This is a genomic window from Candidatus Moraniibacteriota bacterium, assembly GCA_016699795.1.
Taxonomy (GTDB): domain Bacteria; phylum Patescibacteriota; class Minisyncoccia; order Moranbacterales.
This window is the reverse complement of the sequence record CP065011.1, coordinates 519,478-537,175: the sequence shown is the minus strand read 5'-3', so window position 1 is coordinate 537,175 and position 17,698 is coordinate 519,478. Positions and strand designations below refer to the sequence as shown.

At 32.3% G+C, this 17,698-nt stretch carries 16 protein-coding genes; 9 read left to right on the top strand and 7 right to left on the bottom strand.

Annotated features, from left to right (window positions below; genetic code table 11):
- Positions 1-255 precede the first annotated feature (255 nt).
- Complete coding sequence (dnaA, locus tag IPN70_02650) at positions 256-1,653, bottom strand: chromosomal replication initiator protein DnaA (protein ID QQS61793.1); 1,398 nt, start codon at positions 1,651-1,653, stop codon at positions 256-258.
- 440 nt (positions 1,654-2,093) lie between these two features.
- On the opposite strand from dnaA, the gene rpmH reads away from it, so the two are divergent.
- From rpmH to IPN70_02605, 9 genes are all read left to right on the top strand, one after another.
- Positions 2,094-2,225 (top strand): 50S ribosomal protein L34, encoded by a 132-nt coding sequence (rpmH, locus tag IPN70_02645; GenBank protein ID QQS61792.1) that lies wholly within the window; start codon positions 2,094-2,096, stop codon positions 2,223-2,225.
- Positions 2,226-2,244: 19 nt separating this feature from the next.
- Positions 2,245-2,583, top strand: coding sequence for a ribonuclease P protein component (gene rnpA / locus IPN70_02640; GenBank protein QQS61791.1), 339 nt, complete (start codon positions 2,245-2,247; stop codon positions 2,581-2,583).
- Positions 2,580-3,332: a membrane protein insertase YidC gene (locus tag IPN70_02635; GenBank protein QQS61790.1), complete on the top strand. Its 753-nt coding sequence runs from the start codon at positions 2,580-2,582 to the stop codon at positions 3,330-3,332. The genes rnpA and IPN70_02635 overlap by 4 nt, the downstream gene beginning before the upstream one ends.
- An 18-nt stretch (positions 3,333-3,350) precedes the next feature.
- Complete coding sequence (locus IPN70_02630; protein QQS61789.1) at positions 3,351-3,839, top strand: hypothetical protein; 489 nt, start codon at positions 3,351-3,353, stop codon at positions 3,837-3,839.
- 111 nt (positions 3,840-3,950) lie between these two features.
- Entirely contained in the window at positions 3,951-5,378 is a 1,428-nt protein-coding gene (locus tag IPN70_02625; protein QQS61788.1) for a flippase, read from the top strand.
- A gap of 32 nt (positions 5,379-5,410) precedes the next feature.
- Complete coding sequence (locus tag IPN70_02620) at positions 5,411-6,271, top strand: glycosyltransferase family 2 protein (GenBank protein ID QQS61787.1); 861 nt, start codon at positions 5,411-5,413, stop codon at positions 6,269-6,271.
- Positions 6,261-7,070 carry a glycosyltransferase gene (locus IPN70_02615; GenBank protein QQS61786.1) on the top strand — a complete coding sequence of 270 codons (810 nt, stop codon included), beginning with the start codon at positions 6,261-6,263 and terminating at the stop codon, positions 7,068-7,070. The genes IPN70_02620 and IPN70_02615 overlap by 11 nt, the downstream gene beginning before the upstream one ends.
- Positions 7,067-8,353: an O-antigen ligase family protein gene (locus tag IPN70_02610; protein QQS61785.1), complete on the top strand. Its 1,287-nt coding sequence runs from the start codon at positions 7,067-7,069 to the stop codon at positions 8,351-8,353. The genes IPN70_02615 and IPN70_02610 overlap by 4 nt, the downstream gene beginning before the upstream one ends.
- A complete protein-coding gene (locus IPN70_02605) occupies positions 8,350-9,618 on the top strand; it encodes an O-antigen ligase family protein (protein ID QQS61784.1) in 1,269 nt (422 codons plus the stop codon). Before IPN70_02610 ends, IPN70_02605 begins: the two co-directional genes overlap by 4 nt.
- Here IPN70_02605 and IPN70_02600 read toward each other — a convergent pair.
- The 6 genes from IPN70_02600 to IPN70_02575 all read right to left on the bottom strand — a co-directional run bounded on the left by IPN70_02600 (position 9,557) and on the right by IPN70_02575 (position 17,665).
- The gene (locus IPN70_02600; protein QQS61783.1) at positions 9,557-10,273 is read right to left on the bottom strand and encodes a hypothetical protein; all 717 of its coding nucleotides are present in this window, start codon (positions 10,271-10,273) and stop codon (positions 9,557-9,559) included. The two genes, IPN70_02605 and IPN70_02600, sit on opposite strands and share 62 nt — an antisense overlap.
- 9 nt (positions 10,274-10,282) lie before the next feature.
- Positions 10,283-11,497 carry a hypothetical protein gene (locus IPN70_02595; protein QQS61782.1) on the bottom strand — a complete coding sequence of 405 codons (1,215 nt, stop codon included), beginning with the start codon at positions 11,495-11,497 and terminating at the stop codon, positions 10,283-10,285.
- 151 nt (positions 11,498-11,648) lie between these two features.
- Entirely contained in the window at positions 11,649-12,203 is a 555-nt protein-coding gene (locus IPN70_02590; GenBank protein ID QQS61781.1) for a hypothetical protein, read from the bottom strand.
- Positions 12,204-12,213: 10 nt separating this feature from the next.
- Positions 12,214-13,341, bottom strand: coding sequence for a hypothetical protein (locus IPN70_02585; GenBank protein QQS61780.1), 1,128 nt, complete (start codon positions 13,339-13,341; stop codon positions 12,214-12,216).
- Between the two features lie 165 nt (positions 13,342-13,506).
- Positions 13,507-14,643, bottom strand: coding sequence for a hypothetical protein (locus IPN70_02580; protein ID QQS61779.1), 1,137 nt, complete (start codon positions 14,641-14,643; stop codon positions 13,507-13,509).
- A gap of 19 nt (positions 14,644-14,662) precedes the next feature.
- Entirely contained in the window at positions 14,663-17,665 is a 3,003-nt protein-coding gene (locus IPN70_02575) for a hypothetical protein (protein ID QQS61778.1), read from the bottom strand.
- Between the last annotated feature and the right edge of the window lie 33 nt (positions 17,666-17,698).

Below are 17,698 nucleotides of genomic sequence, written 5' to 3'. Positions count from 1 at the left end.
TTAGTGAGGTGGATAAGTGTATATCATAAATTAGAGCTTTTAATAAAATAAAAATAGATTAATGGTTATTGGGAAAAATAAATAGAAATTGTGGGAAAAAATATATTTGAAAAATGATACTATCGTTATACACAGAAAAAATAAAATAATAACAGAAATATTCAATGGATATACGAGAGTTATTCCATAGTTATACACGACTTATCCAATATTTTTTAAAATACACAGAGAAAAAAAACTTTTCCACTAATAAAATTATTCTATGCAATAAATTTTTTCCTTCAAAAAAGAAACATCTTTTCTTGTTTTTTCATCAGTATCTAATAATTTTTCAATTTTTTCAAAAGCATGAAGTGCTGTTGTATGATCTCTTCCTCCAAAACATCTACCAATTCCAGTATAAGGAAGATGAAGTTCTTTTCGCATAAGATACATAGCCATTTGACGAGCTTCTGCAATTTCCTTTTTTCTTCCCTTTTGTTTGAGATCTTCTGAAGATATACCATAAAATGAAGAGATAGAATGTATAATATCTTCTTGGCTTATAGCCTTTTTTTTACCACTTGAAACTATTTCTTTCAAAATATCCTCAACATCTTTTATAGTAGGATGTGTTATGTGATGAAACTGTTGAAGTGCTGTTATTCGAGTAAGTGCTCCTTCAAGCTCCCTTACATTATTTGTTATATTTTCGGCAATATAGGAAAAAATTTCATCAGAAAGAGAGATATTTTTTTGTTGAGCTTTTTCTTGAAGAATGGCTATTCTTGTTTCTAAATCAGGTCTATTAATATCTGCAATCATACCACCCTCAAAACGAGAACGTAAGCGATCTTCTAAGGTAGCGATTGCTTTTGGTGGACGATCACTACTTAATACAATTTGTTTGTTTTGTTGATAGAGAGTATTAAAAATGTGAAAAAACTCTTGTTGGGTTTTTTCTCTTCCTGAAAGGAATTGAATATCATCAATAATAAGAAGATCTATGTTTTGATAAAAACTTTTAAAAGTGTCTACCGTATGGTTCTTTATAGAATTAATAAGTTCTTGTGTAAATTTCTCACTTGTTATGTAAAGAACTTTTTTTTCAGGAGTATTTTTAAGTATGGCATTCCCTATAGATTGAAGAAGATGCGTTTTTCCTAAACCTACTCCTCCGTAAATAAAAAGTGGATTATAAGCATTTCCCAAATCTTGATAAACAGCAACACAAGCTGAATATGCTAATTCATTATGATTTCCTATGATGAAGTTCTCAAAGGTATAACGAGGATTAAGGTTTGAGGAAGAATTAGTCTGATAATTTTTTGAAGTTGGTTGAAAATTTTTTATTTCCGAAGAAAATGTAGGAATGCTTTTTGTTGGAATGCTTTGTTTTTCAGAAAAAACTTTTTCTTTAGGAATAAAAGAATCATCAACCTTACAATGAATTTCTTTTACAGGATAACCAAGGTCATGAAGAGATCGTAATATGATAATATTGAATTTATTTTCAAGCCACTCTTTTGCAAATCCATTAGGAACACGAATATAAACAGAATCTTTTTCTAAAGAAAGTATTCTTGTTCCTTTAAACCATGTTCCAAATTGAGCTTTTGAGATCGAAAGCTCAATAGATCCTAGGACGGCATTCCATATCTCATCAAATTTCATAATAGCAAAAAAGGAATAAATGATATCTTTCAAAAAACAGTATACCACAGAGAAAATTGTTTTTTGGTGTATATATGGGATAACTTGTGGATAATGTCATTATTTTCTTTTTAAAAGCCAATAAATTATTTAAAAATAAAGAAGAATATTCTTTATTTAAAGCATAAAAAGAAATAAAGAATATGCATGTGGAAAACCTGTGGAAAAGTATACGAAATGTATACGAAATACGTATAAAAAAGCAAATTTTCAATATATACATTCCTTAAAATAAAAATAAATAGTTTTTTATTTTAACAACTTGTACCTCGTATTTGAAAATAAAAAATCGTTCTTATAGAGTACTGAAGAATAAAAATATTTTTATAAAAAGAAAAATGCATTGACAATAAGTAAAAAAACAGATATTCTTTCCGAGTTAAGAGATCATCCAAAAAAGTATGAAGCGAACATATCAGCCGAAGAAAATTAAGCGAAGAAATACACATGGTTTCTTAAAAAGAAGCCTAACCTCAGCAGGGAAGCGTGTACTTCAAGCAAGAAGAAGAAAAGGAAGAAAAGAGCTCGTTTAGAGTTTCTTTTTTCATTTTTATGAAAAAAAAACATACTTATACACTTCGTTCATTTCAGAAGGTGTATCGTGAAGGTCATTTTTTCTCTTATGGAGTATGTGGAATACAGCTCTGTAATAATTCTCAAAAAGGTTTCCATTGGGGCGTTGCTGTAAGTTCAAAGAAATGGCGACGCGCTCATGAGAGAAATAGAATAAAAAGAATTCTTCGTGAGGCGGTTTATCCGCTTTTGCCTTTTATAAGACCGACATACGATATCATTTTTGTTTTTCGTGGAAATAAAGAAGATATTGTTTTTGATAAGGTAAAAAAGGATATTGAGACGTTATTAAACCAAAGAAAAAATATTTTTTTATGAATTCAATTTTTCACACACTTGTTTATGACCCACTTTATAATATTCTTATAGGTTTGTATGATACGGTTTCTTTTGAAGATTTTGGTATCGCTATCATCTTGACAACTATACTTCTTAAAATAGTGCTTATACCCCTCTCTAAAAAACAAATTGAATCACAAAAAGGACTTCAAGAAATACAACCGAAAATTAAAGCTTTACAAAAAAAGTATAAAGAAGATAAAGAGAAACAAGCCCGAGAACTTATGGCTCTTTATAAAAAAGAGGGAGTGAATCCTTTGGGGGGGTGTTTGCCGCTTATTATACAGCTTATTTTTTTCATCGCTATTTATAGAGTACTTATAAATATTTCTGGAGCAGGATTTCTTGTAGATGAGACACTTCTTTATTCCATAGTACCTAATCCTGGAAAAGTAGATACATTATTTTTGGGAATATTAGATCTCAATCAGCCAAATGCGATACTGGCATTTATTACAGCTGTAGCACAATATTTTCAAATGAAAATGATGAATAATAAAAAGAAAAATGAAAGTATTAAGCAAAAAGAAGAGGATAAAAAAGATGAAAAATCAGCAACTCCCGATTTTGCAGAAATGATGAATACGCAAATGCTTTATATTTTTCCTGCACTTACTTTGTTTATAGGGTTGACGTTTGGTGCTGGTCTGATACTCTACTGGTTAACAACTACTCTTTTTATGATTACGCAACAGTGGTATGTTATGAAAAGGAAAAGTGTTTTATAAGGGATAAAGCAGAAAGATATGGAACAAAATGAAGCTATAGAAAGAATACAGAAATTCTTGGAAAAAATCCTTGAAAAGGCTGATCTGAAAGATTGTTCAGTGGAAGTTTCTACATCTTCTTCATTGGATGATGTTGTTATTTTTAATATTCAATCATCAGGACCTGCTAATATTCTTATTGGACAAAGTGGAGAAAATTTACGTTCTTTACAATATATTATTCGTCTTTTAGTAAGAAAACATCTTTTTCATGAAGATCAATTTCCTTTTCTTATTGATATTAATGGATATAGACAACAAAAAGATAAATTAATTTTTGATGTGATAGACCAAGCTGCTCAAGAGGCAAAAACTGAAAATAAAGCCGTTTCTTTGCGTCCTATGAGTGCTTACGAGAGAAGACTTGTTCATTTGCGTCTTTCTCAAAATGAGGATGTAGTAACGGAAAGTGTTGGAGAAGGGGAAAAAAGAAAAGTTATAATAAGGCCAGTAGGAGGAAAGAAATAAACTTTTCCAAAAAAAGATAGAAAAAAAAGCCGCAATTTTTGCGGTTTTTTTCTCGACTTTTTTCTTCTTTTCGTGGATACTAGAGGAATAAGTATTTTTCAATAGAAAACTATGAGTACTGCTAGAAAAATTGCATATAATGTTGGTTTTAGTGCTTTTTCCAAAGTCTTATCCACAGTATTAGCCCTTGTTTCTATAGGTTTAATTACTCGATATCTTGGGCCAGAAGGTTTTGGGGAATACACAACAACATTAGCATTTTTTGCTTTGTTTATGGCAATAGCAGATTTTGGTTTAAACGCGGCCTCTACTCGGGAAATATCAAGAAAAAAAGCCGATGAAGCTTTTATTATGGGGAATGTTTTTACTTTACGATTGATTATATCACTCAGTGTTATTTTAATAGTACCAGTATTCGTTTTTTTTCTTCCCTATTCTTCTTATCATAAAATAGCCATAATCCTTTCTTTGATCGCTTTCTTCTTTTCATCTTCTTATACCGTTTTGAATGGAATTTTTCAAAAAAATCTTTCCATGGATCGTGTAGCATTAACTGAATTGATAGGAAAATGTATTCAAGTAGCTATAATTTTTATTGCTATAAAGATGAATATGGGATTACTTGCCATAATGAGTTCGCTTGTTGTTTTTATGGCATTTAATTTTTTCGTTCTCTTTTTTTGGAGTAGAAAATTTATTACTTTTTCTTTTCGTTTTGATATTTCTTTTTGGAAAGTGTTTCTTCGCCGATCATTTCCTTTGGGTATTTCGGTTCTTATAACCTTTTTTTATTTTAAATTTGATGCCATCCTCCTTTCTTTTATAAAGGGTCCGGAAGCGGTTGGTATTTATGGGGCTGCTTATAAAATAATAGAAAATGTAGTCTTCTTTCCAGCAATGATTATTGGTTTAGTGCTACCACTACTTGCTCATAAAATTTTTGATGACAAAAAAGGCTTTCAAAGAATTGCTGATGCAACGGCAAAAACTTTTTTTCTTATTGTTATTCCTATGTTAATAGGAGGTTTTATGTTAGCAGAACAAATTATTCTTCTTATTGGAGGTGCTGCGTTTATAGAATCTGTTCCTGTTTTGCAGATACTCCTTTTTGCTCTTGGTTGTATGTTTTTTGGACATCTTTTTAATGCCATTTTAATAGTCGCTAATAAAGAAATGTTTCTTATGAAATTTCTCTTTTTTTGTGCATTAGGAAATCTTGCACTTAATGTCATTCTTATACCAAAATATTCATTTTTGGGAGCAGCGATGACATCAGTGATAACAGAATTTTGCGTTACTCTCTTGACTGGGTGGGCTGTGAAAAGGAAAATAGGATATTTTCTTGCGACAAAAAGAATTGAGAGAATTTTAATTTCTGGAGGATTTATGGCTCTTGCTATCTTTCTTTGTGCTGAGCATTTTCATTTTTTTGTAACATTGGGAATTGCTATGTTTGTTTATGGTGTAAGTATTTTCCTTACTCGAGCAGTTACAAGGGAAGAATTGCAACAATTTTTCCCTAATCGTTTCCCTGTTTAAGATGTGTTATACTAAAAAAATAAAAAAAGCCTATGAACTATAAAAATCGACGTGTATTTGTTGTTGTCTTAAATTATAATGGGAAGGCAACTATAATTTCCTGTCTTAAACATATTTATGCTTCAAAATATCCAAACTTCGAGGTTGTTGTTGTAGATAATGCCTCTTTTGATGGATCTTTGGAGTTGGCGAAAAAAAATTTTTCACGAGCACATTTTATTATAAATGGAAAAAACTCAGGATTTTCCGCTGGAATGAATTTAGGAATTCGATTTTCTTTAGAAAAAGGAGCGGATGATATTCTCCTTGTTAATAATGATGCTTTTCTTTCCCCTAACACAATAAAAGAGCTTTCTTTCGCCCAAAAAAAATATGGTCCAGGAGTTTATAGTCCAAAAATACTTTTTCCTAATGGATCCATATGGTTTTCTTATGGTAAGATTGACTGGTTTCGTTTGAGGGCTATTCACGAAGATAATAAAATAAATAAAGATTGTTATCCTTCAGATTATGTGCCTGGTTGTGTGATGTTGGTTTCCAAAGAAGTATACAAAAAAATAGGACTCTTTGATGAAAGATTTTTTCTTTATTATGAAGATGTAGATTTTTGTTTTCGCTCAAAAAATGCGGGTTTTGGTGTGTATGTTGTTTCGAAAAATTCCATTGTTCATGAAGAAGTAAGTGAGTCTAATAAGCCAAAAAAGACTTATTTTCTTATTCGTTCCGGAAACTTATTTTTTCATAAGAATATGTCTTTATTGTGGCGACCTTGGCTGTATATTTTTCAAATAGTTCGCAAAATAAAAAGTGGGTATCTTTTTAGGGGGAATTCGAATAATGCTATGATACGTTCAGTGTATCTCGCTATACGTTCGCTCCCATATGAAGAATAAAACTTTTTCTCTTATAGTGGTAAATTATGCATCAGCATCTCTTCTTGAACGATGCATTTTTTCTTTATCTACTCGTCTTGAAAAAGAAGGATTTTTGTTTGAATGGATTATTATTAATAATGATTTTTCAGAGAGTATTCTCATAGATGAAAATAAAAAGAAAAAATATTCTTTACAAATATTTTTACATCCACGCGGAAATGTTGGATTTGGAGGCGCTTGTAATTTTGCTGCAAAAAAAGCAAAAGGAGAATACCTTTGGTTTATTAATCCTGACACAGAATATCTTAGCGGAGATATAAAAGAGTCGTTTAATTTTTTTCTTTCTCAAAAAGTGGAAATTATGGGTTTTCGACTTGTGGAAAAAAAAGGAACCATTCAGCCTTGGATTTATGGAGATTTCTTAAATTTTTTTTGGTGGATTTTTCGGTATAGTATCTTCGTATCGGGTTTTGTGGCAGATCCTCAAAAACCTTTATTGACGGGATGGGTGACAGGGGCAACTCTTTTTGTTAGGAAAAAAACCTTTTTTGATCTTGGTGGTTTTGATGAGAATTTTTTCCTCTATTTTGAAGATATGGATTTTTGTTTGAGAACGAAGGAGATAAAAGGAAAAAACTGTTGGTATTATCCTCAAATAACATTTTGTCATCAAGGGGGAAAAAGCTTTCAAGAAAATAAAAAATTGCAAAAAACAGCCTATTATGACTCAATGGAACGATACAGTAAGAAACACCTTTCTTTTTTGGAGAAAAAATTTTTTTCTTTGTATGTTTATTTGAGACGATCACGATTATGAAATCATTTTTTAACGATAAATTCCTTCTTCTTTTTCTTCTTTTTCTTCCTTTTCAATTCGCGCTTAATATTTCAGAAACTTTTGATGTAGGCATTACTCGTTTGATTATTTTTTTAGCTTTTTTCTTTTGGATTCATACAGTTCTTATATCGGGAAAATTAGAACTTCCAAAGTCAAAGGCTTTTTGGCTAGGTATTTCCTTCCTTTTTTTTGCTGCATTATCTTTTCTATGGGCCCAAAACCAAGAATGGGCTCTAAGAAAAGTTTTTTTTCTTATAAATTTTTTCCTCCTTTTTTTTATGGCTTCCTGGATGTTTTTTCAAAAAAAATGGACACCCGAAGCTCTTTCAAAGGCACTTGCATTTTCAGGATGTTTATCCTCTCTCGTTGCTATTTTTCAGTTCACACTCCCATTCTTTTTTGGTATAGAAAAAACACTTTTATGGTGGAGGACTCTTGTAGCACCTCTTTTTTTAGGAGAATCATTTTCGGAATCGGTTATTGAATATTCGAGTTGGTTAGTTAATGTGGGAGGGGAAACAGTTTTTCGTGCTATAGGATTTTTTCCAGATCCTCATATTGCCGCGTTTTATTGGGAATTTTGTTTGGTTTGGACCTTAATATATGCTTATTCAAAAAAATCATGGGGATACGCAATGATTGCAAGTATTATTTTATTAGCTCTCCTCTTGACATTTTCTCGAGGTGCTTATATAGCACTTTTCTTTTTCGCCTTTTTAGGAATATCTTTTTTTCTTGTTCAAATGAGAAAATTTCGCCTTATTGTAGGACTTTTTATAAGTTTATTTCTTTGTTTTTCCTTTATTTTTTATGAAAATCCTTTTTTTGAGAGAGCTCTTTCCTCTTTTTCTACTCTAGATAATTCTAATGCAGGACGATTGGATATGTGGAAACAATCATGGTATATAATTATGGAAAAGCCCTGGGGTGTGGGTATGGGTGGATATGCATTGGAAATTCTTCCTAGCGCTGAATATAGAGATCCTATTTATGCTCATAATATATATTTAGATATCGCCGTAGAAATGGGACTTTTTTCACTTTTTCTTTGGGTTATGTGGATAGGAGCATCTTTTTTGATTGGATTACAACAGAGGAAAAAAAATCTTTACGCTTTATCCATGATGTTTTCTCTCGGAGTTTTTTCTCTGCACACGTTTTTTGATACCCCGTTATTTTCTATTCACATTATAAGTGTTCTTTTTCTTGTTCTTTCAAGTGTTTTTTGGTTTGAGAAAGAACAGAAAGAAGAAATACTATGAAAAATTTTTTTTCCAAAGGAGAAAAATATTATCCGTATATAGTTATTTTTCTTGTACCAACATATGTGATTCGGTTTGAATTTTTTGGCATAAAAACAAATATGCTAGACGTGCTTTTGCTTGTAGGTATTTTTCTTTTTCTTGTACGAATTTTTTCCTCCAAAGAATTACAATACCGTTTTCAGTGTTTAATAATAAAAAATAAACTTTTTTTCTTTGGAGTTCTTTTACTTTTCTTTGGAACTTTTTTTTCCGCCTTTTTTTCTGAAGGAATATCTTCCAGAGAATGGGGAATAATAAAGAGTTGGTTTTTTTTGCCCTTTCTTTTTACTTTTCTTCTTTTTACTTTTTACAAAAAAGAAAAAGAATGGAAAAACTTTCTGTATAGTTATGTTTTAAGTGCGGGTGCGGTTTCTTTTTCCCTTCTTTTTTTGAGTTTTTTTGATTTTGGCATGACGTACGATAATCGTCTTCGAGGATGGTATGATTCTCCTAATCAACTTGCTTTATATATAGCACCTGCCCTTCTCTATCTTTGGCAGAAAATACAAAAGAAAATATCAATGAGAAGCTCTATTTTTGAGAAATACGGCCATCATATTCTTTTTACTATAATCATCTCAACTTTGATACTTACAATGTCTTACGGTGCATTTTTGAGCCTCTTAACTGCTTTAGGTGTTTTATCTTTGGTAAAGAATAGAAAAGGACTATTAATATGTATGCATTTTTTCTTTCTCCTCCTTTTTTGTGTAGTTGTTTTCTTTTTTCTTACCTTTGAAAAAGAAGTTGTATTTTTTGATATGGAAACAAGATCATCCTTTGTTTCTCGTTTGATGATATGGCAATCAGCTTGGGATATAACCAAAGATAATTTTTTCTGGGGCATAGGACCAGGAAATTTTCAAGAAAAGTATCTGGAATACCAAAATAAATATCCTTTTTATCTTGAATGGGCAGTGCCACATCCTCACAATATTTTTCTTTCTTTTTATATGCAATCAGGCTTTGTTGGTTTTATAGGCTTTCTTTGTGTGTTAGGAAGTACGCTACACTCTTTAACTTTTTCTTTTGAAAGAGATAAAAAAAACAAAGAACTGTATCTCTTTGTTTTTTCTTTTCTTAGTATGATAGTAATCTGGGGTTTAATAGACACTCCCTATTGGAGGAATGATATAAGTTTTTTATTTTGGTTCGTTTGTTTTATGGGACAAGATCGTAAAGTTGTTTGGAGACTTTGTGAACACAAGAAAGAGATTGCGTAATAAGGATATTATGAGCAACTGTTCCATAATAAAATTCTTTTTTCTCTCCACTAACAAATGTTACAATTGCTTTTTTATATCTCCATTCATAGGCAGAATCATAAGAATACTCTTTATTTTCAACAAAAACGGATTGTATATTTTTTGTTTCTTCAGGATTTTTGAAAAATAATAACCAAAGATCTATTGGTATTACGCTTGACCAAGTATCGAGAGCTTGAAGTATTTCTTCATAAGTAGGTTTTCCTGTTTGGGGATTTGCTATTTGAGTAAGACGGACTCCCACTCCATTTTCATCTGGAGATGGGCATAAAAAAAGATCATAGTCTTTCCAATCGATCTTTGTCTGCATTTCAACAGAAAGACGAAGAGAATTTTTTTGAAAAAATTCTCTTATAGGAAGAATCTCATTCTTTTCTGTATTTTTTGGAGAGAACCACGTTATTTCTTCTGATGTCGGCGTAGAAAGAAAATTTTGTAAATCATTTGAAATAAGTGCTGTTTCTTTTTCCTTCTCAGTAGGAATTTCTATTTTTTGTATATTTTTAGTGGGAGAATCTTCTTGTGTTATTTTGTTTTTTTGGAAAAAAAAGAATATTCCCAAAATTAGAAGGAATAGAAAGATAACGATAAGAAAAATAATTTTTTTTGTCATATTTTTAAGTTAACAAGAAGCATCTTTAGCATTGGCACAAAATGTTTCTGCTCGAATAACATGAAGGTTCGGTTTTTTAAATATGTAACCAGAGGAAGCTCCCTTTTTTAAACCAGCTTTTTCTCCCGACGCATGAGTTATTGTATTACAGCCATCTTGTTCACATATAACAACATGACCACTACCCCCATTATTATAAACAAGAGCATCACCAGCTTTAAGACTTGATTGATCTCCATTAAATGTAGGTGTTTTACCTACCATAGTAGCTGTGGTATTCCCAAAACCAGTGCTACAACCAGCTTTTTTATAGGCATGATATGTAAAATCAGAACAATCTGTATACCCTGGATTTCCAGTACAAGCATTTCGTTTCGCTTGGCTATATTTACAGCCACTAGTTACCATAGCATGCGCAGCTTCAACTATTTTCCCACAACCCACGGTTGTTGGTGTATCAATTGTTGATTTATTTCCTGTTCCTGTTTCAGAGCCCACATCTACTGCAATTTCCTCCAAGCTACTCCAATCTAACTTAGTAAGATCTGGATTAATGATGTAGAGAATAAGCCATGTAAACGTAAGAACTAAAAGTCCCAAAAGAGCATTAACAATAATAGTTTTAGCTTCTCCTACACGAGAAGTGTTTCCTGCTGAAGTAAGATACCAGAAACCTCCCAACCCTATCATGAACATAGCCATCACTCCTGCACTCCACATAACAAAAAAATAAAGACCTTCAAGAAATCCTGCAAGAGTAGATGTATCATTTGTAGCACCTGGAATGGGTTCGAGGGGGGTATAGTCGAAAGAAGAATCTGATGAAGGAGTTGTATAATTTTTTTTACAACATTTGTAGGTATATGTTGGATTTTTTGGATCTTTTAATGTTCCTTTCTCATCATCACCAGTAGAGCAGATATTCCCTGTGATATAAGTCCCCCCCATTTCAGTTTGGCATTTTTTTGTTAAATCATTTTTATTTCCTTTTTCTTCGTCTATACAACACTTTGTTAAGTTACAGTTAATTGTACCATCAGCTAATTTGTAACAAATATCACCACCTTCATAATACCCTTGCGCACAAGCAGAATTCTTTGCTGTTGGTACTCCAAAAGCATCAAAACATTCCGCATCTGAAGTAAATCCTGCTTGAGCTTGAATCGGAAGGAATGAATAAAATAATAGAAAAGAAAAGAAAAAAGGAAAGAATTTATTTTTCATATTATTTTATTTTAAAAACAATAAGACAATTTAATTTTATAATTTGAAATATCTTATTTTAAATTATAAAAGACAATGCGTTTTTTGGAAAGAAAAATAAAGTATGTTAGAAGAAGTTTTTATGAAGGGATTTATAATAATAGTGAAATCTTTATAAAGAGTTTTCACAAAAACTTAATCCAAAATCAACCCCACCATGCTCTGGATCTATCTCAAATAAAATAGTTTCTGAAATATCAAGTTGACAAGCATCCTCTTTTGTAAGAGCAAGTTTATCAAGAAAATCTTTTTCCGCAAGGGCTCTAAGCTCTTCAAATGGCTTTTTTTGAAGAATGATTCTTACGGAGCCCTCAGGTTTTATCTCCCCATTAGGACTTTTTTTTAAAAAATAATAAATGACATAATCAGGATTTTCATATTCACTAATTTTATTTTTTTCGAGAAAGATATAAATAGTATCATCTATTTTTCTTGATTGAGATATTATATCCGAGCCTATTTTTTCATGAGTGTATTTGGAATGGTCTAGAATTTCAATAATTCTTTCTTTTTTAGGTTTATTTTCTTCACCCACTTTTTTTTCTAGAGTTTCTTTTTTATTTGGGAGTAAAGGAAAGTTAATATACTGTAGTGTTATAAAAAAAGTCCCAACTAAAAAAATAAGAGAAAGAAAAAAAAGAATAAAAAATCGATAATTTATTTTCATAAAGCTATTTTTATTTATAAAGACCGCAAGTAATAGCTGTATTTTTCCAAGGACCTATATTATTACCATTACCTGAAATTTCGCAAGCCTTTTTTATATTAAGATTGGGATCTTGTGCCGCCTTAACGCATTTTTCATAAAGATCCTTATTAATTACTATACAATCATAATTTTTTCCATTGAAGGCAGAAGGACAATTAAGACCGCCTATAGTATGAACAGTAAGATTGATTTGATAAAGACCTATAGAAAAGGGCTCATTATTACCTCTTTTTTTACAACGATCAACGACACTTGGTTTTAGAGGGTCTCCACTACTTTCTTTATTACATATTTGTGAAAATACATTTACATTTGAAGAAAGACAGGTTTGTTTTAAATTTTCAACCGAACAAGGTCCATTGGAAACTGGGCTACAAGATCCATTACCATTATTAGGATTTCCTGGACCAATTTGAGGAGGATTGTTAAAGGAGGACCCCTTTCGATCAATGAGAATTTCCTCCAAGCTACTCCAATCTAACTTAGTAAGATCTGGATTAATGATGTAGAGAATAAGCCATGTAAACGTAAGAACTAAAAGTCCCAAAAGAGCATTAACAATAATAGTTTTAGCTTCTCCTACACGAGAAGTGTTTCCTGCTGAAGTAAGATACCAGAAACCTCCCAACCCTATCATGAACATAGCCATCACTCCTGCACTCCACATAACAAAAAAATAAAGACCTTCAAGAAATCCTGCAAGAGTAGATGTATCATTTGTAGCACCTGGAATGGGTTCGAGGGGGGTATAGTCGAAAGAAGAGGTTGAATTGGCTTTTGGTGTTGATCCATCAGGATAAACAATCTTTGTTGGTTTACAACAAGTATCAGTTCCACCATCAGCTAATTTATCACAGAGACCAACACGAGAGGTGAGGCTGGGGCAACTAGCGTGGCCACTACAAGTACCACCCAAAGCAGCGCAACTTGTAGTTGTAGTGTAATCTCCTTTTTTACAACAATGTGGCGAGATAAGTGAATCACATTCTCCTAAATAAGTCTCTTTCCCTTCCCCAGTAGAGCACATAGTAGAAGAGCAATAAGCTTTCTCATTCGGACCAGCACCACTTTTTGCTTCGCATTCAGCTTCAGTCATGGCAAAAACAGAGGGGCTTTGAATAATAAAAAAAGATAGAATAAAAACAAAAAAAATAATTCTTTCTTTGATATTCAAAAGAAGGATGTTTATTTTTTTAAATATTTTATTTTTAAACATAGAGGTTACTATATTTTTTCTTATTTTCAAAAGAGAGCTATTGGATTAAGGGAGTTTTACTTTATAGAGGATATTTGTGGATTTGTTCGTAAAATAAAGAAATTGCTCGCTTGCATCGATAAAAATATTAGTAACATCAAAAGTTTCTTTTATATCAGAGAGTTCTACGACACGTTCCTTTTTTCCAGTTTCTACGTTTATTTTCCAAAGAGAATCTACGGTAGATACTTTTCCATTAAGATAATCATCGGGCATAACAGCTGTTTGGGGTATTCCTGTGGGAACAGCGCAATAAATATGTACAGTATTTTTTCCCCATGCACATTTAGATACTAATGTAGGAAGGCCAAGATCTTTATATTGACCGCCATATTTATTTAAGAGAGCGAGTGTGAGTTTGGAACTGTTTTTTTCTGGAGACCAACTAAGAAGAATTTTTTCTCCATCAGGAGAATAGAGATAATCTCCCCCATATCTTCCTGAAAATATTTCCGTTTTTGTGCCGGAACTAAGATTAATATGAAAAAGTGGTGAAATTTTTGTATTAGCGCTTTGTGGCCAATAAGCTATAGCTGGGGATTGTGGTACAGGAATAAGAGAAATTCTTCCTTTCTCTGTGATAGTAAGAAGTTCTTTTGGTTCTGATCCATCAGGTTTTGCCGTGGAAAAAAGTATCTCCTCAGGCTTTTTTCTTTGAATGAAAATAATTTTTTCAGATAGATTATCCCAATTTAAATAGGTAATATTGGAAGGAAGAGGTGTTGTTGTTTGAGAATTACTATCCACGAGAAAATACTCAGCATTTTTTTGGGGAGAAGTTTTGAGTATGGAAATACGAGGATCTTTTGCCCAGAGAGCAATGAGGGGATTTGTGAGTTGTGTGTCTTGAAGGACTTTTTTTTCTCCACTTTCTACATTAAGAGAATAAAGTGTGGACGTTTCTTTGTGATAACCAAAAATAGAAGAACCGTCTTCCGAAAGAAGTGGAGAAAGAATAGGGAAATCACTAAAAATTTGAAAAGGCGAGCTGGTTTCTTTGGGTTCTTCTTTTTCTTGAATCTCACTAATGGGAGAAGGCTTCTCTTCTATCTCTTTGGGATCTTTAACAAAAAAAACAAATAATAACCAAGAAAGTAGAGTAATACTAAAGAGAACAGAGCTTATAATAAAAATATTTTTCATTGCAAAATGTTTTTTTTGTTTATGATGAACGATTAGATCTTCCTAAAGAATAAAGAATTCCTAATATGAATATAGAAACGAGAATGCTTAAAAATGCTTGCGTTGCAAACCAAATATGTTTAGGGGTGTTTGAAAGAACAGAGGCAAAAAATGTTTTTGGAGTTAAAAGAGCTATATCTTCCTCTTCATTATTTTCAAGAACTTCAATACGAACAGCCTTCTTTATCCAATAATCAGTAGTTTCAAATATACGCATTCCCCATATTCTTTGCATAGCCTCTCGTACTTCCCTGTTCTGTTGATAAATCGCTTCCATAGATACATTATAAGTATGTCCCGGAGGATCTATCATAGGGAAATAAACGGTAGGAAGTTCATTTGCGCCAATCTCCATGTGAGTAGTATCGCAAAGATTTGATGAGCAGAGCCATTGTTTTCGAGCTCTTTTTTTCAAGAAATCAGGAAAAAATACAGCCTGTAGATAGGCAGAGTCCCCAAAATAACCTTGAAAAACTTCAGTGCTTATATCTTCATGATATTTACCTTGAGCGTCTCGATAAGCTCCAAGATATTTAGGCCAAACATTATCATCAAAGGGGATTATTTCTATAAAAGGATCGACAACTTCATAGGTTTGTGTAAATGTTTTTACTTGACCAGTTACTTCTTCTAATGCTGTTAGTGTTAAAGAATGACGCTCTCCTGGTTTTCCTGTGATAGCAAAAAAATTGTATCGAGTTTGTTTGTCATCCTCACAATATTTTCTAGAAACATTCTTATCACAAAGAAGGGGTTTCCCGTCAAGCTCCCATGAGAAATTAGTAAGTTTTTCAGTAGCATCTTCATTTTCCAACTTTCCTAATTCAGCAGCGATAACTTCATTTTTGGTTACATAACAAATGCCAGAAGCAAGAGTAAGTTTATCTTCACAGATAAGAACTTTTTTATTATTAGCTGTAGATTTAGGATCTTCATTAATGAAAGTTTTAGGTTTTATATCATCAAGAAATGCTAATGAGGAGGTAAGTCTCTTCCCGCTATTATTAACGGGTATTATAATCGTAGAAACTCCATCAGCAGATACATCGGGTGCAAATTCTTCTTTTACATAAAGACGTACTCGCAAATGTCCAATATTTCCTAAAGAATCAGGAAAAACCTTTTCAATAGTTAGAGAAGGATCAGCTTCTTTTAAAAGCTTTTCAGTTATATTGAGAGATATATCTAAATCTGAAATATTATTTCCCTCAACGAGATCGACGAGTTTATATTTTACAAGCTCTTTTGTTATTTCAACCCATCCTGCGGTAGATTCATCTCCCGTTTTAATAGGATCCGATTCCCTTACATATTTTCTAGGATCGAAAGTCCCATCTTTGCTAATAAAAACTTTCCAGGTATAAGAAATATGAGACTCGTCTTTTTTTGAATTTGAAATAGAAGAATTAATCGTAAGTGTTTCGCCAAAACCAAGGCTATCATCTTTATCTGGAGCAGTATCTTCACCACCAACAACACGAGAATTATTCATTGGTTTTTCAGGAGAATATACCAAGCTTACATCGATATTATTTTTTTGACCCCCTTCTCGAGGATCGATAAGATTTTTTTCAAGACAACTATCAAGATCCATTGTAGTAGTATGGATTTTAACGGCATAGTCTTTTACCTGGGGATAATAAACACCCTTTCCTGTTACGGGACAATCATTTTTAGAAAAAGCCCACATAATCATTTTGGAATGATTATCATATTTAGTTGGAATTTGGGAAGTTCCTTCGATAACCAAACCAACCTTATCGCCTAATTGATAATTCCATGTAAAAGTGTCTATGCCCATACCAACAATATTGGATTCATCACCATTTCCTGTGTTGGCGGTATCATCGTTATGAGGATCGGTAACCCAAAATTTTTCTTCTTGTAATTCGTATTCCCCATCCCCTGTAACTTCATTGACTGAAGTCCCCTGTTTGTTGTTTGTTATAAATTCTTTTCCTTTAGCATTGGGAAAAAGGTGTTTACAGCCAGCTGTCGCATAAGTACTTCCATTATTACCTCCATTATCACAAGAAGTTAACTCTTTAGCATCTATATAAAGAGAGCCACAAAAGTCAGGGTAGTCATCATGACATTGTTCTTTTTCTAAATAAGTCGCGGGGTCATCATCAAGTGTATAGATTTTTGCTATACAATAGGGTTTTCCTCTTACACAAGAAATTTTATTATCAGAGAGACAATCAGGAGCTAACGCTGTAAAATAGGGTGAAGGATGTGAAAAACAAGTAGGTAAACTACATCCAGAGGGTGTAGCAGCACGATCGAGACAACGAACGTTATGTGTTGTCAGATCACAATCGAATGGATTTTGATTATTTCCGGGAGTTCCATCTGGAGCCTTTCCTTTAATTAATTCATGTTGTTCTCCAGTTTCTCGATCCAGAATATAACATCGTTCAAGTATTTGCCTTCGAGCAGCCCCACCATAGACAGCTACTTTTTTACCAGTATGGACATAAGCAAATCCATCATTATCATCATCATTGTCATATTTAATTTCATCTCTTTCAATAACGCTATTAGCAATTATACGGGAAGCTTCCACCTTCCAATCTTCAATGGTAAGCGTACCATCTCCATCGGCATCACATTTTTCTAAATTATTTTTAGAATCTAGATCATCACAACCTTCTTTTTGTAGATACCATGTATAATATAATTCTTCTTTATTATTTTCGAAATACATAGGAAAAGATTTCGCTGTAAGTTCTTGCCCAGGCTTCGGATCTGTTGGGGTGAAATTCATAATAAGTTCGGGAGCAAGTTTTTTCTGATCGGAAACATTAAAATACTCACCCTGGTTTTGTATGGATCCAAGATTGAGATGATAACGTCTCTCAATAATACTCGCAGCTTCCTCAATAAGACCACTAAATTGGGCAAAAACGGGAGAAATATAAGTAATATTAAGGCTGATCAAAAGAAAAAATGCAAATATTCGTGAAATTTTTCTTGTGCGCATATTTATTTTTCTAAAAATAATAATTTTTGTATT